This is a genomic window from Streptomyces sp. NPDC046805, from assembly GCF_040645355.1.
Classification (GTDB): domain Bacteria; phylum Actinomycetota; class Actinomycetes; order Streptomycetales; family Streptomycetaceae; genus Streptomyces.
In genome coordinates, this window is sequence record NZ_JBEYYC010000001.1 from 481,670 (window position 1) to 505,941 (window position 24,272).

Here is a 24,272-nt window from a genome sequence, read left to right on the forward strand (position 1 = left end):
CCGATCCGGAACGGGAAGCACACCGAAGGGAGCGCCATGCGGGTCTATGAAGCCATCGTCAAGGGGCTGGAAGGCATCGGGGTGCAGGCCGCTTTCGGCGGTGCCGGGGAGAACGCCGCCGGCCTCATGCTGGCGCTGAAGCACTCCCGGCAGATCCGGCCGGTCATCACGCGACACGAGCAGGCCGCATCCTTCATGGCCTGTGGCTACGCCATGTACACCGACCGGCTCGGCTTCTGTTTCGCAACGGCGGGGCCCGGGGCGTTCAACCTTTTCTCGGGACTGGCCGTGGCGATGTCCGACTCGTACCCGGTCCTCGCCGTATCGGGGTACGCGTCGAGGCAGTGGCAGGGATGGGGCTCGCTCAACGAGACCTCGGGCCTGAACCGGACGCCCGACTCGCAGGCGATGTTCGCGGCCACCACCAAGAAGTCCTTCCTGCTCACCGACATCGACGACACCTGCGACGTCCTCGAGGAAGCGGTCAACATCGCGTTCGAGGGCAGGCCCGGGCCCGTGCACATCCACGTACCCGAGGACCTGACCCACCGCGGTGTCGAGGTCACGAACTTCCGGCCCATCCGGCTCGACGTCGCACCGGTTCTGCCCGACCCGGCGCGGGTGGAGGAGATCGCATCGGTGCTGGCGGACGCCCTCACCAGGCGGGAGCGGATCGTGGCACTCGTCGGCTTCGGTGCCGTCCGCAGCGGAGCGGGGCCGGAGATCAAGCGGTTGATCGAGCGGTTCCAGATCCCGCTGCTCACCACGCTGGACGGCAAGGGCATCGTGTCCGAGAGCCACCCGCTCGCGGTGGGGGTCTTCGCGGACAGCGGCCACTCGAGCGCCTGGAAGGCCTTCCGTGAAGCCGACGTCGTGCTGTGCATCGGGAACTCCCTCAACCAGCACGCCACGTTCAACTACCGCGAAGACCTGTTCAAGGACAAGCTGCTCATCCACGTGAACGTCTCCGAGACCGAGTTCCGCAAGGCCTACAGGCCCGACCACGCACTCCTGTCCGACGCACGTCCGGCGGTGAAGGCCCTCGTCGACGCCCTGGAGAGGAAGGTCGGCGAGGTGCCGGAGGTCACCGTCGAAGGCCAGGACTACGAGGCGCGGCACATCACCCACCTCCCCGGGAAGATCCACCCCGGAGAGCTCGCGCAGGCCATCGGCCGTTTGCTGCCGCCGGACGGTGTCCTGCTCGCCGACGCAGGCGCCCATCTGGCCTGGCTCGGGTACTACGTGGAGCTGGAGGAGGGGCAGAACTTCCGCAAGGCCGGTTCCTTCGGACCGATGGCCGGGCACGTCAACGGGGCCATCGGCCTCAAGGTCGCGCACCCGGAACGGACCGTCGTGGTCGGCTGCGGGGACGGGTGCTATTCGCTGTCCGGTTTCGAGCTGATGACTGCCGTCGAGAACGAGATCCCCGTCATCTGGGTCATCTTCGACGACGAGGAGTTCAAGCTGATCAAGCTCTTCCAGCTCTACGCATACGGAGAGACCGGTCTGGTCGAGTTCCGGAACCCGGATTTCGCGACGTACGCGCGTGCGTGCGGCGCCGACGGCTATCGCGTCGAGACGCTGGAGGAGTTCGAGGACGCGTTCCGCGCGGCACTGACCTCCGGTCGACCCACCGTGATCGACGCCAGAATCACGCGCTGGGCCATCCCGCACTACAGCCCCTCGCCCGACGGCCTGATCGACGGTCTCGTCGAGGCCGTCGAGGCGCGCTTCCGCGACTGATCCGGGGCGCCACCCCCACTTGGCCCGACGGTGTGAAGCCGATCCCTCCAACGGCCCCCCGCCACCTGCGGGGACACCCGCACCCATGCTCTCTGTCAGTCAGCCCGCGTCGGCGCAAACCCCGTTGTCCGTTGGGGCACCTTCCACGGGTTGTCGTCGCGCAAGGGTGGCGGGAGCAGTCGCTGTGGCCACGACTGGTAGGCGACCGGCCTGAGGAACCGCTCGATCGCGGCGGTGCCGACCGATGTGGTGGCGGGCGCGGTGGTGGCGGGATACGGCCCGCCGTGCTGCATCGCGTGGGTCACCGCCACACCGGTGGGCCATTGGTTCCACAGCACTCGGCCGCTGCGGTCGGCCAGTGTCGCGGCCAGTCGGCCGAGTTCGTCTGCCTCGTCCGGCTCGGCGTGCAGGCCGGCGGTCAGCTGTCCGGGCAGCGCGGCCATCGCGTCGGTGACGTCCCGCAGCCGTTCGTAGGTGACCACCAGGCCCAGCGGACCGAAGCATTCCTCGGCGGCCTTCTTCTGGTCGGCCGCGAAGGCGGCCAGTTCCATCGCCAGCAGTCGTGGCCGGGCCGCCGCCGGGTCGTCCGGCCACACCACCTTGCGTGCGCCAGGGCGCCGGGCCAGCCCCTCCGCGGTGTCGACGTAGGCGTCGGTGATCCGCTCGTTGAGCATGGGTGCGGCCGGGACCTCGGCCAGCAGCCGGGTGATCTCGTCCAGGAGACCGTCCCCGGCCGGGACGAACAGCAGGCCGGGATTGGTGCAGAACTGGCCCGCGCCCTGCGTGAGCGAGGCGACGTAGCCGCCCGCGATCTCCGCGCCGCGTGCCTCGGCGGCACGGGGCGTGACCACCACGGGGTTGACGCTGCCCAACTCGCCGTAGAACGGGATGGGTTCGGGACGCTCGGCGGCGATGCGGGCGAGCGCCAGACCACCACGCTGCGATCCGGTGAAGGCAGCGGCGCGCAGGGACGAGTGGCGCAGCGCGTCGACGCCCGCCTGCTCGCCCTCGATGAGGCCGAACACCCCGGGCGGGGCTCCGGCGCCGGCCAGCGCCCGATGGATGATCCTCGCCGTGAGGCGGGACAGCTCCGGGTGTCCCGGGTGCGCCTTGACCACCACGGGACATCCCGCCGCCCAGGCCGATGCCGTGTCCCCGCCGGCCACGCTGAACGCGAAGGGGAAGTTGCTCGCCGCGAACACGAGCACCGGGCCGATCCCGGTCCGGTACCGGCGCAGGTCGGGTCGGGGGCCGCTCGGCCACTGCGGATCCGGCCGGTCGATCCGGACGTCGAGGAACTCACCGGCGAGCAACTGGTCAGCGAAGAGCCGCAGTTGGAAAGTGGTGCGGGTCAGCTCGCCGTTCAGCCGGGTGGTGCCGAGCCGCGTCTCGGTGTCGGCCAACGCGACCAACTCCGCGCGCTCCGCTTCCAGGGCGTCGGCGACTGCCGTCAGGGCGCGAGCTCTGACGGCCGGCTTCTGCTCGGCCCATTCCCCGGCCGCGCCGGCGGCCGCGGCCACCGCCTGGTCCGGTTCGAGAGCGACGGCGCTCATACGCTGTCTCCTTTCTGAGGGGTGTGCGGCCGGTTCTCCACGGAGTTCCGGAAGCCGAAGAGGCCGTAGACGATCAGCCCGAGCGCCATCCACACCGCGAAGCGCACCCAGGTCACCCAGTCCAGGTTGCTGATCAGCCAGACGGAGAAGGCGACCCCCACCGCCGGCACCAGCGGCACCAGGGGGGTACGGAAGGCACGGGGCAGATCGGGCCTGGTCCTGCGCATCACCACAACGGCGACCGCCACCACGATGAAAGCCATCAGAATGCCGATGTTGGTCAGGTCGGCGGCCTCCCGGATGGGCAGGAGCCCGGCGATGAGGGCCGAGCCGATACCGACCGGCCAGATCACCCGTGTCGGGACCTGTCGCCTCGGGTGGTTCTCGGCGAAGTAGCGCGGCAGCAGTCCGTCGCGGCTCATGGAGAACCAGACCCGAGAGACGGCGAGCATGTTGGCGAACGCGGAGGTGGTGATGCCGATGACGGCACCGATGGCGACCACCATGCCCAGGCCGCCCAGGCCGACCGAGGAGAGCGCGCTGGAGAACGGGCTCTTCACGTCGATGTCGCGGTAGTTCTGCATGCCCAGCAGCACGACGCAGACCAGCAGGTAGATGACCGCCGCGATGCCGAGCGAGACCACGATCGCCTTCGGCAGCACCTTCTTGGCCTCGGCGCTCTCCTCCGCCGCCGCGCTCATGGCGTCGTACCCGTAGACCGCGAAGAACGTGGTCGCCGCGCCGGTGAACGCACCGCCGATCCCGAAGGGGAGGAAGGGGTGGTAGTTGCCCCCCGAGATGTGGAAGGCGCCGACGACGATCACCAGGGCGACGATGGCCAACTTGACCGCCACCAGGGCGGTTTCGAAGCGGGCCGACTCCTTGGTGCCACGCGAGAGCACGAAGGCCAGCAGCAGGCACAGCAGGGCGGCGAGCAGGTCCACCCGGTGGCCCGATCCGGTGCCCGGGGCGCCGAGCATCCAGTTCGGCAGGTCGATACCGATGTGCTGAAGGATGTACGAGAGGTATCCGGACACGGCGATGGCCACCACCGCGACGATCGCCGTGTACTCCAGCAGCAGGTCCCAGCCGATCGCCCAGCCGACGATCTCGCCGAGCGCGGCATAGGAGTAGGTATAGGCCGAGCCGGCCTTGGGGATGGTGCCGGCGAACTCCGCGTAGCACAGCGCCGCCGCGGCGCTGGCGATGATCGCGATCAGGAACGAGATCATCACGCCGGGTCCGGCGTCCTGGTGGGCCACGACCCCGGCGAGTGAGAAGACGCCCGCGCCGACCAGACCGCCGAGGCTGAGGGCGACCAGCTGCCACAGTCCCATGGTCCGGCGCAGTCCGCCGCTGGTCTCCTCCTCCGAGGAGTCGACGGGCTTGAGGCGGAAGACGCCCGTCCTGGAGAACAGCCCCTCACCGGGAGGGGCTTGGTCGTACCGTCTTACTGGTGTGGTGCGGGACATGAGGGTCCCTCCCGGTGCGTGCGGACAGGGGCGTCTAGAGCACGAATCCGTGCGGGAACGGATCGCTCGGGTCGAGCAGGTAGTTCGCGGTGCCGGTGATCCACGCGCGGCCGGAGAACTCGGGCACGACGGCGGGCAGGTCGCCCACTTCGGTGGTGCCGACCAGGCGACCGGTGAACCGGGTGCCGATGAAGGATTCGTTGACGAACTCGGTGTGCAGGGGCAGTTCGCCGTGCGCGTTCAACTGCGCCATCCGGGCCGAGGTGCCCGTGCCGCACGGTGAGCGGTCGAACCAGCCGGGATGGATCGCCATGGCGTTGCGGGAGTGCCGGGCGGTGGAGCCCGGGGCCAGGAACTGCACGTGCTTGCAGCCGGCGATGAGCGGGTCGGCCGGGTGCACCGGCCGGTTCTGCTCGTTCACCGCCCGCATGACGGCGAGGCCGGCGGCGAGGATCTCGTCCTTGCGGGCCCGGTCGAACGGCAGGCCCAGCCGGTCGAGTTCGACGATGGCGTAGAAATTGCCGCCGTAGGCCATGTCGTAGCGGACGTCCCCGAGACCCGGCACCTTCACCGTGGCGTCGAGTTCGAGCGCGAAGGCGTCCACGTTGCGCAGGGTGACCTTCTCGGCTCGGCCGCCCTGGACCGCGACTCGCGCCTCGACCAGTCCCGCGGGCGTGTCGAGGCGCACGGTGGTCTCCGGTTCGGTGACCGGCACCATCCCGGTCTCCACCAGGACGGTGGCCACGCCGATGGTGCCGTGCCCGCACATCGGCAGGAACCCGCTGACCTCGATGTAGAGCACACCCCAGTCGGCGTCCGGGCGGGTCGGCGGCTGGAGGATCGCGCCGCTCATCGCGGCGTGGCCACGCGGCTCGTCGACCAGGAAGCGGCGCAGTTCGTCCAGGTGCTCCACGGCGTGGCGGCGCCGCTCGGCCATGGTGTCGCCCGGGATCAGCCCCACGCCGCCGGCGACGACGCGGGTGGGCATGCCCTCGGTGTGCGAGTCGACGGCGCTGATCGTACGGACGGACCGCATCAGACGGCCTGCTGGGAGAGGGACAGGGAGGCGATGGCGCGGGCCATGTCGGCCTGGATCTGCTCGCGCATCTGCGGCGTCAGCGGGCCGCGCGGCGGACGGCAGGGGCCGCCGAACCGGCCGACCTGCTCCATGCCGAGCTTGATGGCCTGGACGAACTCGGTGCGCGAGTCCCAGCGGAAGGCCGCGACCAGCGGTTCGTACAGCGCCCGCGCCTCCGCCAGCTTGCCGGCGACAGCCAGGTCGTACAGGCGGGCGGACTCCGCAGGGAAGACGTTCGGGAAGCCGGCGAACCATCCGGTGGCGCCCATCAGCAGGCTCTCCAGTACGACGTCGTCGGCGCCGCTGATCACCTCCAGGCCGGGCGCCCGCTCCTTGATCTCCAGAACGCGCCGGACGTCGCCGGAGAACTCCTTCACCGCGACGACGTTGTCGATCCAGGAGATCTCGGCGAGCAGGTCCGGGGTCAGGTCGACCTTGGTGTCGATGGGGTTGTTGTAGACCATCACCGGCAGTCCGACGGACGCCACGGCCTCGAAGTGGGCCAGGACCTCACCACGGTTGGCGCGGTACATGGTCGGCGGCAGGCACAGCACGCCGTCGGCGCCGTCCTCGGCCGCGAGCTCGGCCCAGTGCCGGGCCTGGTGCGAGCCGACGCCGTGGACACCGATGACCACGCTCCCCGAGTCGCCGACCGCATCGACGGCGGTACGGGCCACCCTGCGGCGCTCCTCGTCGGTCAGGGAGGAGTACTCGCCGAGCGAGCCGTTCGGGCCGACGCCGTGGCAGCCGTTGTCGACCAGCCAGCGGCAGTGCTCGGCGTACCGGTCGTAGTCGACGGCCAGCCCGGCCGGGGCGGACGCGTCCTCGCGGTACGGCAGAGCGGTGGCGACCACGACCCCGCCCAGGGACAGCTGCTGCTTCTTGGTGTCACTCATGAACTCTGCTCCGTCTTCGTGCATCGGGGTCGGGGCGTGGACTTCTCGGGCGATGGTTCGGGAGTGGCGGCCAGTTCACCGAGCCGGATGGGCTGGGCGATCGGCCGGTGGTGCGGACCTGCCGTTCGGGGGTCCTCGACCGGGGACTTGGCGGGACGGCCGGTCAGCCGGGCGCTGAGCTCCGCGACCGTGGGGCCGCAGACACGGCCCTGGCAGGGGCCGAGACCGGCCCGCGTCTCCAGCTTGGTGACGCGCGCGCCGCGGCTCGCCGCGTTGCCGGCGGCCCGGCACAGCGAGGCGTAGTCGGCCTCCTCGCAGCGGCAGACGACCGTCTCGGGGCGCAGCCACCCGGGCCACGCCGCACCGATGGGATGCGCGCGGGCCAGCCGTTCGGCGAAGGCGCGGCCCTGGTCCCGGCCGCGCCGCAGCGGGCGCAGTGCGGGGGCGTCCGATGCGCCGCCGCCGGCGAGCCATCCGGCGAGCGCACCCTCCGCCCGCGCGGCCGGGGCGCCAGCGACGCCGGTGATCTCACCGGCCGCGTACACCCCGGGGCAGCTGGTGCACTGGTCGTCGTCTACGGCCACGAACTCGCCGCCCGGTGTGCCGCGCAGCGCACAGCCGGCGGCCACGGGCAGCTCCAGCTGGGGGCTGAAGCCGTGGCTGACGCACACCGCGTCGACCGGCATCGTGCGTTCGGTGCCCGGCACCACCGACCAGTCGGCGCGCAGCCGTGCGGTGACGACCTCCTCGACCCTGCCGTCACCGCGCGCCTCGACGACGGTGCGGCCGACGCGGCAGGGGACCCGGTGCCGGAGCAACAGGGCGGTGTACTCGGCGAGTTCACCGGACTTGCCGCCGTGTGCCGCCAGCTGCCAGGGGCGTCGTGCCCAGCCGCGGGCGAGGGTGCCCGCCGTGTTGGCCTCCAGCAGCTCCAGGACGCGGGAGCCGGCCTCAAGCAGGGAGGCGGCCACCGGCAGCAGGAACGGTCCCGTACCGGCGACCACCACACGGTCACCGACGACGACCCGTTCGCCCTTGGCGAGCGCCTGCGCGGCGCCAGCGGTGAACACGCCGGGCAACTCCCAGCCGGGGAACGGCAGGACGCGGTCGTGGGCGCCGGCGGCGAGCACCAGCGCGTCGGGTTCGAGGACCAGGCGGCTCCTGCGGCCGCCGTCGGCCGGGCCGCGCAGCACGTGCACCCGCGGCACTCCGGGCTCGTGCGGGTCCGGGCGTTCCAGGGCCCAGACCGAGGTCTCGGGCCACCAGACGCACCGCGGGTGGGCGAGCACCCGGCGGCGGCGCCGGTCGAAGGACCGCCAGCCGTGCTGGAGCCGCTCGGGGTGGGCGGCGTCGTAGGCCTCGGGCAGCATGCGGTGGTACTGGCCGCCGGGCCGGTCGGCCGAGTCGATCAGCGTGACCCGGGCGCCGGCGCCGAGCGCGGCCTCCGCCGCGGCGAGGCCCGCGGGTCCCGCGCCGACCACGGCCACATGGCGCGTCGTCACCTTGCCTCCTCTCCTGGCAGGTCGGGGTGGCTGTGGCCCTCCGGGCCCGTCTCCCGACTCGTCTCCCGGCCGGTGTTCCGGTCCGTCTTCCGGCTCGCCTCCCGACCCGCTTCCCGGCCGGTCTCCGGCTGCCGGGTCTGTGTGGTGACCACGTCGCCGTCGCGGGCCCGGCGGCGGCAGGCGCGGACGTCGCGCTCGCCGCCCACGGTCACCAGGCAGTCGAAGCAGACGCCGATGCCGCAGAACACTCCGCGAGGTGCGCCGGAGCGGCCCTGGCGCCAGGCCAGGCGGCCGGAGGCGAGCAGGACGCCCGCCAGGGTCTGGCCCTCGATGCCGTCGACGGGCTCGCCGTCGACGGTGATCCGCAGCGGCCGGTCGCGCCGTCCGACGGTGTCGTACTCGCCGCGGACACGTCTGGGGCTCATGCCGTCTCCTCCCTGGTGGTGCGTGTGCTGCCGCCGAGCACGGCCGCACGGTCCACCCGGAACGGGGTCGTGTCGATGTCCGTCGGCTGACCGAGCATCAGCTCGCGCAGCAGCCGTGCGCTGCCCACCGACAGGCCGATGCCGGCGCCTTCGTGGCCGCCGACGTGCCAGAGGCCGGTCAGCCTTGGGTCGGCGCCGATGACGGGCAGGTGGTCGGGGACGTAGGGGCGAAATCCGCCGTAGGCGCGCATCACCGGGACCTCGGCCAGCGCCGGGAACAGCCGCAGCGCCTTGGCGGCGACGGCCGAGAGCGCCTCGGGGCGCAGCCGGTCGTCGAACCCGACGCGGCGGCGCGAGGAGCCGATGAGCACGCTGCCACCGCGGGTGGACTCCACCACCGCCGAAGTCTGCAGGTCCTCCGCGCTGCTGCCGACCGCTCCCACGTAGTCCGCGTCGTAGACCTTGTGGAAGACCGTCGGCGGCAAAGGAGTTGTGACCAGTACGTCGCCGCGCCGGGGCCGGATGTCCACCGGGGCGCCGAGACGCGCGGCCAGTTCGCCGGCCCAGGGGCCCGCGGCGTTGACCAAGCAGTCCGCCTCCAGCAGGCCGGTCGAGGTGCGGACCGCGGTGATCCGGTCGCCACGGGTGACCGCTGCGAGCACCTCGCAGCCCGTGCGCAGGGTGGCGCCCGCCGCGAGGGCGTCGGTGAGCAGGGCGGCGGCCGCGGCGGCCGGCTGTACCTGAGCGTCCTCCGGGTAGTGAACGGCGGCGGCGTGTTCGCGGGTGACGTACGGTTCCGCCGCGGCGAGCGCGTCGGCGTCGAGGACCTCGGTGTGCACGCCCGCCGTGCGCTGCTCGGCGGCGAAGCGGGCCAACTCGCGGGCTCCGGCGTCGGTCGTCGCCACGACGATGCCGCCCTTGGGCTCCCACTCCACCGCCCGCGCCGCGTGCGCGGACCGTTCGGCGACAGTCGCCAGCACCTGGGGCCACAACCGCCGGGACAACTGGGCGAGTTCCAGCTCGGGGCCCGGTCCCTTGTCGGAGACGAGTACGTTGCCCTCGCCGTGCGCCGTGGTCGCCGACGCGGCGGCTCCGCGCTCGACGACGGTGACCTCGAGTCCGGCCAGGGCCAGCTCGCGAGCACAGGCACAGCCGACGATCCCGGCACCCACAACTACCGCGCGCGTTCCGTACAATGAACCGTCTCCGTTCGTTAAAGCGAACGACGGAGAACGTAGAACCGGGCAGCCGGTCTGTCAACGGTCACGACGAAAAGGAGTTCCGCGGTCTCGCCGCGGCGAACTATCCCTCCACCGGGCGGGCGCCGGCGAGTCCCGGGTCGGACAGGTGGAGCCGCTGCTCCGCCCCGTACTGCAGCAGCAGGACCGAGCGCACCTCGCCGTCGAGTGCCGTGTAACTGTGCGGCCGCGAGGCGTCGAAGCGCACGTAGTCGCCCGGGCCCAGCTCCACTTCCTCACCCTCCACCCGCACACCGAGCCGCCCGGCCTGCACGATGGTGTGCTCGGTGCCCACATGGCCGAGCGACTCCTGCCGGCACCCGGCCCGTACCCGCTGATCGAAGACCTCGACGACGGCATCGCCGGACTCGATCCGCTGCAGCGGGCGCAGATCCACGCCCTCGCCGCTGAGCACCTCCGTCTCCGCGGCGCGTACGACGGTCAGTTCACCGGTGGGCGGGGTGTCCAGCAGGTCCGAGATCGGCACCTCGAGCACCCGGGACAGGCTGAACACCGTCTCGATGGTGGGATTGCCCGCTCCGGACTCCAGCTGCGACAGCGTCGCCTTGCCGATCTTCGACCGCCTTGACAGCTCGGAGAGCGACAGCCCCCGCTGGGTCCTGGCCCGTCTCAGATTGGCCGCCAGCATGCCCCGGATCGAACCGTCGGAGACGCTCACGATGTCACCCCTACCCTTTCGCTGCCGTTCGATATAGCGTACGGGTGCCGCTCGGCTGCGTTCGCTACACGGATCAGGATGAGACTTTCTCGGGCAGCGCACCACCTCTGTGCCGGACCAAGGGAGACAGGGGCGAGGCGACGACCTGCCGACGGTCAGTGAGACGATCGACCACGGCCGGCCGGCTGAGCGGTCGGCGAAGGGCTGACCCGGATGAGCGGAACCGGGCAGTGGGCCGCCCGGATCGGATCGAGCGTGGTGTCGGTGAGGCCGGCGGTGAAGTCCTCGAACCCGAAGACCTTGAAGAGGGCCTCGCGTCCGAACTTGGTGCTGTCGGCGACGAAGAAGGCCTCGGTCGCCACGGACCGCATCTTGCGCTTGAGCTCGATCGAGTAGCTGGAGCTCGCGTAGATCCCGTCGTCCATCACCGCGTATGCGCTGAAGACCGCGACGTTGAAGCGCATGTTCTCGAGTTGCTGCAACGACGTGGGTCCCCACATCGACGTGCTAGTGGGCAGCAACTCGCCGCCGATGAAAACCAGGTTGATCTGGGGCTTGCGGGCGACCTCGACGCCGACGAGCAGATCGTGGGTGACGACCGTGAGGTGCGAGTGGTCGAGGTGACGCGCCACTTCCAGGCACGTGGTCCCGCTGTCGAGGAGAACCGTCTGGTTCTCGCGAATCCGCTCGGCCATGGCGGCCCCGATCGCCTGCTTCTCGGGCAGCTGGGGAACGGCCCCATGGCTGGGCGCGGGGGCCTCGACGGGTGCGGCGCCGCCGTGTGTCCGCAGGATCTCCCCATCCGCAGCCAGCCTGTCCAGGTCGCGGCGAATGGTCGACGCGTCGACGCCGAACTGCCGGGCGAGCATGGTGACGCTCAGAAAACCGCGCTCTTCGATGAGTTCGACGATCTGCTGACGGCGCGACATCAGGCACCCTCCTCGTTTTGAGCGAAATGCTAGCAGCGCGCAGCGTGCGACGCCTGAATTCGTGCAGAGTATGCACGGATTCAGGCAAGCAGTCCTGACGAAAGTCTCGACAGGTGCACGGAGCCGCCCTAATGTTTGCGCGCATCGGGCGATTCGGTGCGCGGACCCAGGAGTTCGCGTCACACGATCTGCGAAGGAGCGATCGGATGAAGCTGGTGCGGATGTCAGGTGCGGTGGCCGCGGGCCTCTTGACCCTGACCATGGCAGGCTGTGGCTCCATGAGCGGTGGGGCGGGCCCCGCCGGCGGCGCCAGTGCCAAGAGCAGCGGGGCGTCGGGCAACGCGATGGTCACCGTCGTCAAGGTCAAGGGCATCGCCTGGTTCGATCGCATGGACGAAGGCGTGCGGGCCTACGGCAAGCGCACCGGCATCGACACCCGCACCGAGGGCGCGGACGACGTCAGCCCGGAGAAGCAGATCCAGATCATCCAGGACCTCATCGCCCAGAAGCCGAAGGCCATCACCGTGGTGCCGAACTCGCCCGAGGCCCTCTCCGGCGTCCTGGCGCAGGCCAGGGCCAAAGGCATCATCACGGTCTCCCACGAGGCGACGGGCATCAAGAACGTCGACGCCGACATCGAGGCGTTCGACAACGCCGCCTACGGCCAGCAGATCATGAAGAATCTCGGTCAATGCATGGGCGGCAAGGGGGAGTACGTCCAGTTCGTCGGTGGGCTGACCGCGAAGACGCACATGGAGTGGGTCGGTGCGGCGTACGACTACCAGAAGGCGAAGTTCCCCGGCATGAAGCGCGTCGAGGACCCGATCGAGAGCACCGACAACGAGGCCGCGGCGTACGAGAAGGCCAAGGAGGTGCTCGCCAAGCACCCGAACATCAAGGGCTTCCAGGGCTCGGCCGGTAACGACGTGCCGGGCATCGCCCGTGCCGTCGAAGAGGCCGGCCGCGAGAAGGACACGTGCGTGATGGGTACGTCGATCCCCTCGGCGGCGTCCAAGTACCTCGCGACCGGAGCGATCGACAAGATCTTCTTCTGGGACCCCGCCCTCGCCGGTCAGGCGCAGCTCGAGATCGCCCGGATCCTCACCCGCGGCGGCAAGATCACGGCGGGCACGGACCTGGGCCTCAAGGGCTACCACCACCTCAAGAAGCTCAAGGGCTACGACAACGTGTTCGTCGGTGACGCATCCATCGAAGCGGACGCCAAGACCGCCAAGAAGTACGGCTTCTGATCGTTCAGAGGCGTGGGCTCGCGCGTGCGCCCACGCCCCGCTGAAAGGCGCACACCATGACACGCTCTCCTTCTGAGGGCCCGTCCGCCCCCGTCCTCCAAGTGCGGGACATCGTGAAGACGTACGGCGGCGTCACCGCGCTCGACGGTGTCTCGCTCGACCTGCTGCCCGGTGAGGTACTCTGCCTCGCCGGTGAGAACGGGTGCGGCAAGTCGACCCTGATCAAGATCATCTCCGGGGCGGAGAAGCCCGACTCGGGCCAGATCGTCATCGATGGCACCGCGTACGCGTCGATGGACCCGACCGACGCCATCAAGCTCGGGATTCAGGTGATCTACCAGGACTTCTCGCTGTTCCCGAACCTCACTGTCGCGGAGAACATCGTCCTGACGTCGGCCATCGCCGAACGACGGCACTTGTACAGCGGCCGCGCCGCGCGTCCCGCCGCCCAGGCCGTCGTCGACGACCTCGGCCTGGACCTCGATCTCGACAGCGACGTCGAGATGCTCTCGGTCGCCGACAAGCAGTTGACGGCCATCTGCCGCGCGCTGATCCACGACGCGCGGGTTCTGATCATGGACGAGCCCACAACCGCACTCACCCATGCGGAGGTTGAGCGACTGTTCGTCGTCGTCGAGCGGCTACGGGCCCGCGGGGTGGCGCTGGTATTCGTGTCGCACAAACTCGACGAGGTGCTGAGGATCTCGCAGCGCGTCACGATCCTGCGCTCCGGAACGCATGTCGTCACGAGTGCCTCGGCCGCGCTGGACCCGAGTGCCATCGCCCAGCACATGACCGGCAGGGAGTTGGACGAGACGCGGCACGTCAGCGAGCTCGACGCCGGCGACGACGTCGTTCTGGAGGCTGAAGGTCTCGGGCTGCGGGGCGCGTACCAGGACGTCTCCTTCGCCATGCGTCGCGGCGAGATCCTCGGTGTGACCGGGCTGCTGGGGTCGGGGCGCTCGGAGATCGCAGAGTCCCTCTTCGGTGTGCTGCCGCATGATGCCGGCACGGTCAGGATCGACGGGAAGCCGATCCGGCTGCGGTCGATCCGCGACGCGATCGGCGCGGGAATCGGCTATGTGCCCGAAGACCGTCTCACCCAAGGGCTGTTCCTCGACCGGTCGATCGCCGACAACATCGTCGCCGCCTCGCCGGAGCAGCACACGACCCGCGGCCGCATGCTCGACATGCGCTCCGTGCGGGAGGCCATCGACGGCCTCTTCCGGAGGCTGCGCGTCAAGGCGACGAACGTCCAGGCGCCCGTGCGCTCACTGTCGGGCGGCAACGCACAGCGAGTCGTGCTCGCGAAGTGGCTGGCGCGTCGGCCACGCATCCTCATCCTCAACGGGCCCACTGTCGGGGTCGATGTCGGGTCCAAGGCCGAGATCCTCGGCATTCTTCGCGCGGAGGCCGCAGACGGCATGGCCATTCTCGTCATCTCCGACGACGCCCCCGAGCTTGTCGCCTGCTGCCACCGCGTGCTCGTCGTACGGCACGGGCGGCTCACCGACGTCCTCCAGGGCGACGACGTCACGGTCGACGCGATCCGGGAGAAGGTGGCCGCATGAGGGGCCGGCGTCCAGCCGTCGACATGCGCCTCGGTCGGCTCAGGGGGGCCAACAACGAGGGCGTGCTCGCGGCGGTGCTGATCGTTCTCGTCGTGGGCATGTCCTTGACGAACTCGGCGTTCTTCACGCTGCCGACGGCGTTCAGCATCGTCCGCGATTCCATCGTGCCGCTGATACTCGCCCTTGGCGTCCTCATGGTGGCCATCTCCGGCGGCATCGACGTGTCGTTCGCCGCGATCGCGGTTTTCGCCGCGTACACCACGGTCCGCGCGCTCGGCGAGGGCGTGTTCGAGGCAGGCCTTCTCGGAGCCTTCGCCCTGGCTCTGCTGATCGGCGCGTTCCTGGGCGCGATCAACGGCTGGCTCATCGCCCGGTTCCGCTTGCCGACTCTGATCGTCACGCTGGGGACCCAGGGCATCTTCAAGGGCGTCCTGCTCACCTACATCGGCTCGCGTTACATCGCCGACCTCCCCGACTCGATGGCCCAGGTGTCGACCACGAACCTCATCGAGGTCACGACGTCGACCGGAAGGGCCTACCTGCACATCATGGCGGTGCCCGCCGTCGTGATGGCGCTCGCACTCAGCTGGGTGCTGCGGCGCACCATGTTCGGCCGGAGCATCTACGCGATCGGCGGCGACGTCGAGGCAGCCCACCGCTCCGGAATCCGGGTCGTTCGAACGCAGTTGGCGGTCTACGTCATCGTCGGCATGATCGCCGCGGTCGGCGGCATGATCTACACGATCATGGGCCGCAGCGCCAGCCCTCAGGTGCTCGTCGGCGGTGAGCTCGACACCATCGCGGCCGTTGTGCTGGGCGGTGCGTCGATCTTCGGCGGCCGCGGCTCGGTGCTCGGGACGGTCCTCGGCGTCCTCCTGGTCCAGGTGATCAACAACAGCCTCATCCTCGCGGGAGTGCCGAGCGCATGGCAGCGGACCGCTGTCGGCCTGCTGCTCGTCATCGGTGTCGGCGTTCAGGCCGTAGCCGCCAGGCGGTCGTCGCCGCGTATGCGGGTGAACCTCGAAGCCAAGCACGAGCAGGAGGTGACGGCATGAAGCTCGCCGAGCAGGACCAGCGGCCGCTGAGCCGGCTCAACGACACCGTGGATGCGGGCTGGACGCGCCTCGCGAGCCGCATGCCCATGGCCGGCGGCGCGCGACGGATGCTCGTCCTGGTCGTCGTCGCCTTCGCCTCCTTCGCCGCGTTGAAGCCGGCCGTCTTCCTGAGCGTCACCAACCTGCAGAACATCGCGGTCGCCACACCCGAGATCGGCGTGATAGCCGTCGCGATGATGCTCGCGATGCTCACCGGCGGGATCGACCTGTCGCTGGTGTCCACCGCGAACCTCTCGGCGATCACGATGTCGACCCTGTTCACCGCGATCTCCGCGAACGACCCGGGCCAGGCCGAGCGGATGGTCCCCGTGATCGTGCTCGCGGGCCTCGGCGTGGGCCTCCTCGGTGGCCTCGTCAATGGCCTGCTCGTCGCGGGCCTGGGCATCACGCCGATCCTCGCCACGCTCGGAACGATGCAGATCTACAACGGCATCGCGGTCGCCTGGACCGGCGGCGAGACGCTCTACGGGGCGCCGTCGTCGCTGACGGCCCTCGGTCTGTCGACCGTGGGCGGGATTCCCACCCTGTTCATCCTGTTCGTGGCCGTCGCGATCGCGATCGGGGTGCTTGTCTCACGCACACCTCTCGGCCTGAGGATCCAGCTCCAGGGCGCTAACCCGACGGCGGCCCGGTACTCGGGCATCGCCAGCCGTGCGATCCTCCTGCGGACCTATACCCTCACCGGCCTGCTGGGCGGCATCGCCGGCGTGCTCTTCCTCGCCCGCAACCCCACCGCATCCGCGGACTACGGCGCGTCGTACGTCCTTCTCGTCATCGTCATCGCGGTGCTCGGCGGGACGAATCCCAGCGGTGGCGCCGCGACCGTCTTCGGTGTCGTGCTGGCCACGCTGACGCTGCAGATCGTGTCGAGCGGGTTCACCGCCATGCGGCTGTCCGCGTACGAGTACGCGATCGCCCAGGGCGTCATCCTCGTCGCCGTCATGGCGTTCGACTCGGTGCGACAGAGGCGACGGCGGCGACGGCGGCGACCGTGGCGGACGGCGCTCAGGCGTGGCTCACCTGACAGCTCACGACCCGGAACCCCGTGATGAAAAGGAACAGCGTGAAGAAGATCATCAATAAGCCGGAGGACTTCGTCGACGAGATGATCGAGGGCATCCTCCTCGCTCATCCCGACCGGGTGAAGACCCCCGGCGACGACCGGCGGATCCTGGTGCGCGCCGATGCGCCCGTCACCGGAAAAGTCGGCATCGTCACCGGCGGCGGGTCCGGGCATCTGCCGTTGTTCAAGGGGTTCGTGGGCCAGGGGCTGTGCTCGGGCGTGGCGATCGGCAACGTGTTCAGCTCACCGAGCTCGCAGCAGTGCTTCGAGGCGACGAAGGCCGTCGACGGCGGCGCGGGCGTGCTGTACCTGTACGGCAATTACGGCGGTGACGTCTTCAACTTCGACCTCGCGGTCGACCTCGCGGAGCTCGAGGACATCAAGACGCGCACCGTGCTCGGACGTGACGACGTCGCGAGCCAGCCGAAGGAGCGCAAGAACGACCGGCGTGGCGTGGCCGGCATCTTCTTCGCCTACAAGGCCGCCGGAGCCGCGGCCGAGCGCGGCGACACCCTCGACGAGGTGGCGGCGATCGCCGAGGACGTCGTGGAGCACACCGCCACGATGGGCATCGGGCTCTCCCCGACGATCCTGCCCACCACCGGAGCGCCGAGCTTCGACCTGCCGGACGGTGAGATGGAGGTCGGCATCGGCATCCACGGCGAGCCGGGCATCCATCGAGGCCCCCTCGAGACGGCGGACGCCATCACCGATCGCATCGTCGACGCGCTCGTCTCGGACCTGGAGATCGTCAGCGGCGACCGCGTCGCCGTGCTGGTCAACGGCCTCGGCGCGACGCCGCTCGAGGAGCTGTACCTGATGTACCGCCGCACGCACCAGGTCCTGTCGGAGCGCGGTGTGACGATCGAGAGGAAGTACGTGGGGGAGTACGCGACCAGCCTCGAGATGGCCGGGGCCTCGATCTCGCTGCTCAAGCTCGACGACGCGCGTCTCGAGCTGCTCGACGCACCGGCGTCCTCGCCGTTCTTCCTGGGGGTCTGAACCGTGCACTCCGCAGAACTGATCGAAGCGATCCAGAGCAGCCTGTCCGAGCTCGTGACCTACGCGGACGAACTGCGCGACCTTGACCAGGCCTTGGGCGACGGTGACCTCGGGATCACCATCTCGCTCGGTGCCGCCGCCGTGACAGAGGCTCTCGGCGCACTCCCCGAGGGGACCCCGCCGTCGGATGTCGCGCGGGCCTGCGCGAAGGCCTTCGCCAACGCCAACCCGTCGACGATGGCCGCGCTGGTCGCCGGCGGACTCCTCGCGGGGTCGAAGGCCTGGACGGGCATCGAGGATGTCGACGTGTCGGCCGCCGCGCGGTTCGCCCGCGCTGCCGGTGACAACATCGCGCAACGCGGCAAGACCCAGCTCGGGGACAAGACGATCCTCGACGTCATCCTGCCCGTGGCCGACGCGCTCGATGCCGCGGAGGACGGTACCGGCGGGCTCGATGCCGCGATAGCCGCTGCCGAGAAGGCCGTCGTCGAGACGCGTCCCCTGCAGTCCAGGCGCGGTCGTGCCGCCTGGCTCCAGGAACGCAGCATCGGCCTGCAAGACCCTGGAGCGACGGCTATTTGGCGATTCGTCGAGTCCTGGCGCAAGGCCGGTATCAATCGGTGAGCTCTTGCCGATGAGTTCGGCGGAGGTGGCCGGGCTCGTCCTCGATGCAGCAAGCACCGAGGACGAGCGCGGCCACGTCAGGCCACGGGCAGTCCCGTGATGGCGCTGATCATGTCCGCGGTTCGTGCGGCGGCGGTCCGGGGTTCCCGGTCTCCGAGAAGGACCGATTCCAGTAGTGCGTGCAGTTGCGCCGAGACGCGTGCGTAGGGAGGTGTGGAGGGGCGTACGACGGCCTGCCGCAGCATGGTGCCGGTGGTGCGCAGGAACGGTGCGTGTTCGGCGGCCTGTTCGAGCGCCGTGCGGCGTGGCGCCAGCTGCCAGGTGCTTCGAGACATGCGGGTGAGCGCGTCGACGGAGGTGAGGGAGCGCAGCAGGCGCATGCTGAGTCCGGGGGAAGCCGCCTGCCGGAAGATGCCGTACACCATGCCTCCGGCGAGGGCGGCCGCGTGGCCGCGGGGGCCTGTGGGCATGGGGATGAACCCGAACCGGTCGAGCAGCTGCGCCGGGCTGAGTGATGCAGCGGCTGCCAGGGCCGGGGCGTCGTAGCTGCCTCCTACGGCCATGCTGGCCTGGCCTTGAGCGAGCTGGCATATGGGCACATGGCGTTCGTAGCCCACCGACTCGCGGGAGATGACGCCCCCGTCGAGGAGTTCCCGCAGGAACGTCAGGGACTGCGTGGCCGCGGTGGTGTCGAGGGTGACGGCATCATGGTCGAGGACCCCGGTGCCGTTGGAGGCGAGCAGCGAGAGCAGGCAGTACGTGGCCGTTTCGCCGGCGGCGGAGCCGCCGGGCAGCGTCAGCGGTATGGCGGTGCCGCGCCGGGCCAACGCCTTGCCGACTGCGGCCAGTTCGTCCCAGGTCGTCGGTGGTGGGTGCCCGACGGCGGCGAGGTCGGAGCGCCGGTACCAGATGCCGGCGACGTCCGCCTCGGCCTGGACCGCGACGGGGCGGCCGCCGAACTTGTTCGCCGAGCGGAACGGCTCGACGAAGTCCTTCTCGTATTCGTCGTGGACCCAGTCGGCGTCGAGTTCCTCCAGCGGGGTGAGGAAGCCGGAGTCCGCGAACTCGTGCACCCATACGGAGTCCATGATCGCCAGGTCCGGGGCCCGGCCCTCGGCGATGGCGCGGACCAGAACCTGGCGCAGGTCAGACAACCCCACCTGAACGATGTCCAGGGAGAGCTCCGGTGGCGCGGCGGCGCGCACCGTGGCTTCCCAGGAGCCTTCCGGGACGATGACCTTCAAGGTGCTCGCTGCGGTGTTCGGGGGGATCCACTCGGGGTTGACGAAGGAACCGTGGCGGCGCTGACGCAGCACGATCCCCTCGTCGGCCATCTCCGTCAGGGCACGGTTGACCGGGGTGCGGCTGATGCGGTGGAGGGCGCAGAGTTCCTGCTCCGTGGGGAGCCGGTCACCTGGGCCGTACCGGCCGTCGACGATCTCCTGGATCAGCAGATTCTTCAGCTGAACGTAGACCGGCAGCGGCTGCGTGGGGTCGATTGACGTCACCCGTTCCTCGTTTTCATACGCGCCACCCGTTGTGCCCGGCACTGGTTATACCAAAGTGGAGGATTCCGAAGACAGCCGCGGGCCAGGCGAACCAGTGGCGGGCGAGCCACCGTCCGCTGTCGGCGTGGTAGGTCTCCGGAAGCAGCCCGTCGACGCCCGCGACATGGCCGATGCGCTCCAGTACCGCCTTCGCACGGACGGTGTCCGTCATCGTCCGTGCGACCGCGAGTTCTTGTGCGTCGCCCAGCGTCCATGTCCCAGGAGTGTGCGCCGACCCCAGCCCCCCGAAGCGTCCGGCGACGTGGCCGGGGTTGTGCGGGGAGAACGCGAACCGCATGGTGGCGGTCCAGCGCTCGTCCATGGGGGAACAGAAGCCCCAATCCGGAGCGAAGGCGGTGGGAAGGTCGTTGGCGTCCTGGTAGAGCCGGTGGCGGCCGTTGCCGTCGGTCTCGTAGGCCCACTGCGGACCGAACGGCCCCTCGCAGGTGAACGCCCGCGCGATGGCGCCTCGGAGGTGCTGCGCGGTCTGCTTCAGCTGGAGCGCATCGAGACCCAACTCGGTTGACCTAGGGGCCAGTTGGGAGGCCGTGTGCCAGTACAGGATCTGGGTGGACAGGGCGAAGGGCAGTTCGCTGGGGTCGTCGGCGGGGTTCTCCGCTCCCGCCAGCAGCCCGTCGTGACCGTCTCGGGGCAGTCCTTGCCAGACCTCGGCGATCAGTTTCCCCCACTGGTACGCATCGGTGCCACTGTCGCCCGGCCCGAGGGGCCACCGGCCCACCACGCGCCGGTAGTCGGCGAGTTCGAGGAGGGGATACAGCTGTTGATCGGCTTGGATGGCCAGGTCCTTGGGTCGGCCGTCGGGCAGGTGGCTGCGCATCCACGGCGCGCCCGGCGTGCGGCCGCGTCCCCACAGCCACCGCAGATGGCCGGCCACCACATCCGTGACGTCGTGGTCGTCGGGCGCCGCGCACAACAGGAGCAGCGCCTGGTAGTAGGCGTCGCGGGTCCAGCTGAGGGGGAGCAGCCGGTGGTCGGTGAGGATGGTGCGCTCCGCCTCGCCGACGTCGAGCGCGGTGCAGCCCAGAACGTAGCGCACGGCTCCGGCCGCGATGCGTTCGAGGGTCCCGGGTGGATCGGCCCGCGTGATCTGCGGCGCGGGGGCGGTGGAGCGCAGACCATCGCCCGGCCAGGGGGGCGTGGCCAACGAGACCGTGACCGTGATCTCCACCGGTTCCCCGGCACCCGCGGCGATCTCCCACTGCGCGGCGCCGTCGGCATCGGGATCCCAGTGACCGGCCGCCGCGTGCACCGCCACACGGGCCGAGGTGGCCAGCACCGGTGCAGTGACGGCGAGTTCGCCGGGCGACACCTCCACGTCGCTGTGTACCTCGAGGGGGAGGGGCGGATTGACTTCCGTGATCTCTGCCAGTGCGCTGCGGTCCAGTCGGCCGCCGAATCGCAGCACCGCACGCACGTCGCGCGCGGCCTCGATCACGTACCGCTGGACGAGTGCCGTTTCGCCAGGTGGAGCCCATGCCGTCACCGAGCAGGTCCAGCCGCCTCCGCTGCGGCGCCACACGGGCCGGCCTGCGCCGTCCAGGCCTGCGTGGCGCTCGGGCATCTGCTCGTCAGGCAGGTCCAGGCGCAAGAACGCGAACCGCTCCTGGGTGAGTTGTTCCCGATGGCGGCGCGCGGCGGCCGGGTCGCCGCGCTGCTCCTCGTCGAAGGGCGGTGCGGCCAGCATCTCGACGAAGCCGTGCACCGGGTGCGGGGCGCCGAGGGACAGCCATGATCCGTCGCCGCCGAAGGAGCCTGCGACGAGCCCGTTGCCGAGGTCGAGCGGTTTGGGCAGGCCGGCGCTCAGCGCCGCCGCCGCGGGTGGCGTCTGCCCGCTCACTGGTCACCCGCCGTTACGACGCCGAGCCGGTCCACGGCCTCCGGGCGGTACAGATCGACCTGTCGCATGCTCAGTGCCGGCTCCTGGAGGCGTTCCTTGTCGATCAGGTCGAGGTCCAGCCGCGCACGCAGCGCGGTCTCCTCCGCACCCGCCGAGGCCAGCACCCTTCCCGCGGGGTCGACGATCAGGGAGTGGCCGGTGAAGCTGCCGCCGGTCATGTTGCAGGCGACGGCGAACATCTGGTTGTCCTGGGCGCGGGCCCTGGTCCGCAGGGTCAGCAGGTATTCGTAGCCGATGGGTACGGCCGAGGGGATGACGAGCGTCTGCGCACCTGCCAGGGCCAGGGTCGTGGCCAGCTCGGGGAAAGCGTGCTCGAAGCAGATGAGCGGTCCGAGCCGGCCGGCGGGTGTGTCCACGGTGAACAGGTCCTGGCCGGCGCTGAACCGGGTGAGCTCCGCGGGATAGAGATGGGTCTTGCGGAACGGGTATATCGATCCATCGGGCAGGATGACCGCGGCTGTGTCGTAGAGGACGTCGTCTTCGCGTTCCAGGATGCCCAGGACGATGGTCGTGCCGACCTGTGCGGCCGCCTTCGCGACAGCGGACACGGTGGGTCCGTCGAGGGGCTCGGCCAGCTCCGCGCCGCGCTCGTCGAACAGGTCCAGGTCGTAACCGGTGGTGACCAGTTCGGGTGTCACCACCAGGTCGCTGCCCGGACCGTGTGTGCGCACGGCGTCCAAGAGGCGTTCCACGTTGCCCGCCACATCGCCCGGCTTCGCCGCCAACTGCAGGGCGACGACATCCAGCACACTCATCCTTTGACTCCTCCGGCGAACAGCCCGCGTACGTAGAACCTGTTGAGGGCGATGAACAGCAGCAGCGGTGGCAGGACCACCATGATCGAACCGGCCGAGACCAGGTTCTCCTGCGCCAGATGCGGCGACTGCAGATTCGCCAGACCGACCGTGAGGGGCTGATGATCACGGTCGAGCAGCGTGAGGCCGAGCAGGAGGTCGTTCCACACGAAGACGAAGTCGATGATCGCGAACGACACCAGTCCCGGCAGGGCCAACGGCAGTACCACATACCTGAGTTGGCTCAGATGTGAGGCTCCGTCCAGTCGGGCCGCCTCGAGCAGTTCCTCCGGCACGTCCGCGAAGAAGGCGGACATCATGAAGACCGCCCAGCCCGCTCCGAAGGCGGTGTGGACCAGGATGATGCCGAGGTACTGCAGATTGCCCTGCGCCAGACCCAGCACGCGCAGCCACGGCAGCAGTGGGATCAGGATGATCTGGACCGGCACGATCATCGTCGTCAGCAACAGGAAGTACGTCAGCCGCTTGAAGCGGAACTCCAGTCGGGCGAAGGCGTACGAGGCGAGCGCTCCGACCAGGAGGGACACTGCCACGGACCCGAGCGTGATGACGAAACTGGGTACGACGTACAGCGACAGTCCCTGATTCCACGCGTCCCGGTAGTTGGTGAGCGTCAGTTGCGACAGACCGCCGTGCCACCATCCGCTGCGGGTCTGGCCGATCGGCAGCACCGAGATCGCGAGCGCGGTGAGCACGGGCACCATCCACACCAGGCTGGCGGCTGTCAGCGAGCCGTAGAGCGCGGTGATGGTGAGCCGGTTCCTCCTCATCGTGATTCCTTCCCGGGGAGCATCGACTTCAGGTAGGGGAAGCCGAGCGCGATCAGGACGGCCGACATCAGTACGGCGACGGCGGTGCCCTGTCCCGCCTGCGGCGTGGTGAGGAAGGCGAACGCCTCCTGCCAGGGCAGCAGTCCGAGAACCGTGGAGTCCGTGCCGGGGCCGCCGGAGGTCATGACGTAGACGATGTCGAACGTTCGCAGCGCGAAGATCACGCTGACCACGAAGACGATCCGCATGGGCTGCCGCAGGTGCGGCACGATGACGTGGCGCACCACCTGCAGCGGTCCGCAGCCGTCGACGCGTGCGGAGTCGACGAGTTCCTGCGGCAACGAGGCCAGCCCCGCGCTGAAGGTGATGACGCCGTAACCGGCGAACGCCCAGGCCGCCGCGATGATCACGAAGACGTTGACCAGGTGGATGTCGTAGAAGCCCAGATTCAGCGTGCCGGGGTCGGCGAGCCATTGGCCCGTCGTCTTCAGGTGCAGCGGGCCGACGTTCAGCGTTCCCTGCAGGTGCAGGGTCTTGAGGACCGCGTTGAGTACGCCGATGTGCGCGTCCGGGTTGTAGACGAAGGACCAGATGACGCCCGCCGCCGCCAGGGAGATCGTCATGGGGAGTACGAACACCGTGCGGAACACCACCGACCAGCGCCGGACGTGCCAGATGGCCACCGCCGCCACGAGGGAGATCGCCACCACGAGCAGCGGGAAGAGGATGAGCCACAGGAGCGAGTTGGCGCCGGCGTGCCAGAAGTCCGGATCGCTCAGCGTGCGCCGGTAGTTGGCGATGCCCGCGAACTGCCAGGTGGAGCGGTCGAACAGGTTCCACGGCCGCAGCAGGCCCCAGGTGAAGAAGCTGCTCAGCACGCTCTGCACGACCGGCCAGAGATAGAACAGGGTGAAGACGACCATCAGCGGGGTCACGAAGGCGTAGCCCGTGCGGCCGCCCCTCTTTCCCGCCGTGCGGGTGCCGCCCGGGGCGGCGGGTGTCCGGCCGCCGCCGCGGCGGTCACCGGTGGACCCGGGACCGCTCGCGCGCGGTGGCTTCTTGAGGGAAGTGGTCATCGCCAT

At 70.0% G+C, this 24,272-nt stretch carries 21 protein-coding genes; 7 read left to right on the forward strand and 14 right to left on the reverse strand.

Annotation, left to right across the window (positions count from 1 at the left end):
* The first annotated feature begins 36 nt into the window (after positions 1-36).
* The gene (locus tag ABZ910_RS02405) at positions 37-1,743 is read left to right on the forward strand and encodes a thiamine pyrophosphate-binding protein (RefSeq protein ID WP_361357858.1); all 1,707 of its coding nucleotides are present in this window, start codon (positions 37-39) and stop codon (positions 1,741-1,743) included.
* Positions 1,744-1,838: 95 nt separating this feature from the next.
* Here the strand turns inward: ABZ910_RS02405 and ABZ910_RS02410 are convergent, their stop codons facing one another.
* The 9 genes from ABZ910_RS02410 to ABZ910_RS02450 form a co-directional block, all read right to left on the reverse strand.
* Positions 1,839-3,296 carry an aldehyde dehydrogenase (NADP(+)) gene (locus ABZ910_RS02410; RefSeq protein WP_361357861.1) on the reverse strand — a complete coding sequence of 486 codons (1,458 nt, stop codon included), beginning with the start codon at positions 3,294-3,296 and terminating at the stop codon, positions 1,839-1,841.
* Positions 3,293-4,768, reverse strand: coding sequence for an amino acid permease (locus tag ABZ910_RS02415; protein WP_361357864.1), 1,476 nt, complete (start codon positions 4,766-4,768; stop codon positions 3,293-3,295). Before ABZ910_RS02415 ends, ABZ910_RS02410 begins: the two co-directional genes overlap by 4 nt.
* 34 nt (positions 4,769-4,802) lie before the next feature.
* Positions 4,803-5,804: a proline racemase family protein gene (locus ABZ910_RS02420; RefSeq protein ID WP_361357867.1), complete on the reverse strand. Its 1,002-nt coding sequence runs from the start codon at positions 5,802-5,804 to the stop codon at positions 4,803-4,805.
* On the reverse strand, positions 5,804-6,742 hold the full coding sequence (locus tag ABZ910_RS02425; protein ID WP_361357869.1) for a dihydrodipicolinate synthase family protein: 939 nt from the start codon (positions 6,740-6,742) through the stop codon (positions 5,804-5,806). Before ABZ910_RS02425 ends, ABZ910_RS02420 begins: the two co-directional genes overlap by 1 nt.
* Positions 6,739-8,244 (reverse strand): FAD/NAD(P)-binding oxidoreductase, encoded by a 1,506-nt coding sequence (locus ABZ910_RS02430; protein WP_361357872.1) that lies wholly within the window; start codon positions 8,242-8,244, stop codon positions 6,739-6,741. The genes ABZ910_RS02425 and ABZ910_RS02430 overlap by 4 nt, the downstream gene beginning before the upstream one ends.
* Entirely contained in the window at positions 8,241-8,669 is a 429-nt protein-coding gene (locus ABZ910_RS02435) for a (2Fe-2S)-binding protein (RefSeq protein WP_361357875.1), read from the reverse strand. The genes ABZ910_RS02430 and ABZ910_RS02435 overlap by 4 nt, the downstream gene beginning before the upstream one ends.
* Complete coding sequence (locus tag ABZ910_RS02440) at positions 8,666-9,865, reverse strand: FAD-binding oxidoreductase (protein WP_361357878.1); 1,200 nt, start codon at positions 9,863-9,865, stop codon at positions 8,666-8,668. The genes ABZ910_RS02435 and ABZ910_RS02440 overlap by 4 nt, the downstream gene beginning before the upstream one ends.
* A gap of 106 nt (positions 9,866-9,971) precedes the next feature.
* Positions 9,972-10,586: an XRE family transcriptional regulator gene (locus tag ABZ910_RS02445; protein ID WP_361357881.1), complete on the reverse strand. Its 615-nt coding sequence runs from the start codon at positions 10,584-10,586 to the stop codon at positions 9,972-9,974.
* Positions 10,587-10,741: 155 nt separating this feature from the next.
* The gene (locus ABZ910_RS02450) at positions 10,742-11,515 is read right to left on the reverse strand and encodes a DeoR/GlpR family DNA-binding transcription regulator (RefSeq protein ID WP_361357884.1); all 774 of its coding nucleotides are present in this window, start codon (positions 11,513-11,515) and stop codon (positions 10,742-10,744) included.
* A 206-nt stretch (positions 11,516-11,721) separates the two neighbouring features.
* On the opposite strand from ABZ910_RS02450, the gene ABZ910_RS02455 reads away from it, so the two are divergent.
* From ABZ910_RS02455 to ABZ910_RS02480, 6 genes are read left to right on the forward strand one after another with little or no spacing between them, the layout of a single operon-like run.
* Positions 11,722-12,765, forward strand: a complete 1,044-nt coding sequence (locus ABZ910_RS02455; RefSeq protein ID WP_361357887.1) for an autoinducer 2 ABC transporter substrate-binding protein — start codon at positions 11,722-11,724, stop codon at positions 12,763-12,765.
* A gap of 56 nt (positions 12,766-12,821) precedes the next feature.
* Positions 12,822-14,336: a sugar ABC transporter ATP-binding protein gene (locus tag ABZ910_RS02460; RefSeq protein ID WP_361357890.1), complete on the forward strand. Its 1,515-nt coding sequence runs from the start codon at positions 12,822-12,824 to the stop codon at positions 14,334-14,336.
* Positions 14,333-15,391: an ABC transporter permease gene (locus tag ABZ910_RS02465; RefSeq protein ID WP_361357892.1), complete on the forward strand. Its 1,059-nt coding sequence runs from the start codon at positions 14,333-14,335 to the stop codon at positions 15,389-15,391. Before ABZ910_RS02460 ends, ABZ910_RS02465 begins: the two co-directional genes overlap by 4 nt.
* Positions 15,388-16,500: an ABC transporter permease gene (locus ABZ910_RS02470; protein ID WP_361357895.1), complete on the forward strand. Its 1,113-nt coding sequence runs from the start codon at positions 15,388-15,390 to the stop codon at positions 16,498-16,500. The genes ABZ910_RS02465 and ABZ910_RS02470 overlap by 4 nt, the downstream gene beginning before the upstream one ends.
* A gap of 14 nt (positions 16,501-16,514) precedes the next feature.
* Positions 16,515-17,516, forward strand: coding sequence for a dihydroxyacetone kinase subunit DhaK (locus ABZ910_RS02475; RefSeq protein ID WP_361357897.1), 1,002 nt, complete (start codon positions 16,515-16,517; stop codon positions 17,514-17,516).
* A 3-nt stretch (positions 17,517-17,519) separates the two neighbouring features.
* Positions 17,520-18,140 (forward strand): dihydroxyacetone kinase subunit L, encoded by a 621-nt coding sequence (locus ABZ910_RS02480; protein WP_361357899.1) that lies wholly within the window; start codon positions 17,520-17,522, stop codon positions 18,138-18,140.
* Positions 18,141-18,217: 77 nt separating this feature from the next.
* On the opposite strand, the gene ABZ910_RS02485 is transcribed toward ABZ910_RS02480, so the two are convergent.
* Genes ABZ910_RS02485 through ABZ910_RS02505 form a run of 5 tightly spaced genes read right to left on the reverse strand, consistent with a single transcriptional unit; the run spans position 18,218 to position 24,266 of the window.
* On the reverse strand, positions 18,218-19,648 hold the full coding sequence (locus ABZ910_RS02485; protein ID WP_361357902.1) for an extracellular solute-binding protein: 1,431 nt from the start codon (positions 19,646-19,648) through the stop codon (positions 18,218-18,220).
* A 13-nt stretch (positions 19,649-19,661) separates the two neighbouring features.
* Complete coding sequence (locus ABZ910_RS02490) at positions 19,662-21,545, reverse strand: glycoside hydrolase family 125 protein (protein WP_361357904.1); 1,884 nt, start codon at positions 21,543-21,545, stop codon at positions 19,662-19,664.
* Positions 21,542-22,360, reverse strand: a complete 819-nt coding sequence (locus ABZ910_RS02495) for a carbon-nitrogen hydrolase family protein (protein ID WP_361357907.1) — start codon at positions 22,358-22,360, stop codon at positions 21,542-21,544. The genes ABZ910_RS02490 and ABZ910_RS02495 overlap by 4 nt, the downstream gene beginning before the upstream one ends.
* A complete protein-coding gene (locus ABZ910_RS02500; protein WP_361357910.1) occupies positions 22,357-23,190 on the reverse strand; it encodes a carbohydrate ABC transporter permease in 834 nt (277 codons plus the stop codon). The genes ABZ910_RS02495 and ABZ910_RS02500 overlap by 4 nt, the downstream gene beginning before the upstream one ends.
* A complete protein-coding gene (locus ABZ910_RS02505; RefSeq protein WP_361357913.1) occupies positions 23,187-24,266 on the reverse strand; it encodes a sugar ABC transporter permease in 1,080 nt (359 codons plus the stop codon). Before ABZ910_RS02505 ends, ABZ910_RS02500 begins: the two co-directional genes overlap by 4 nt.
* Positions 24,267-24,272: the final 6 nt, after the last annotated feature.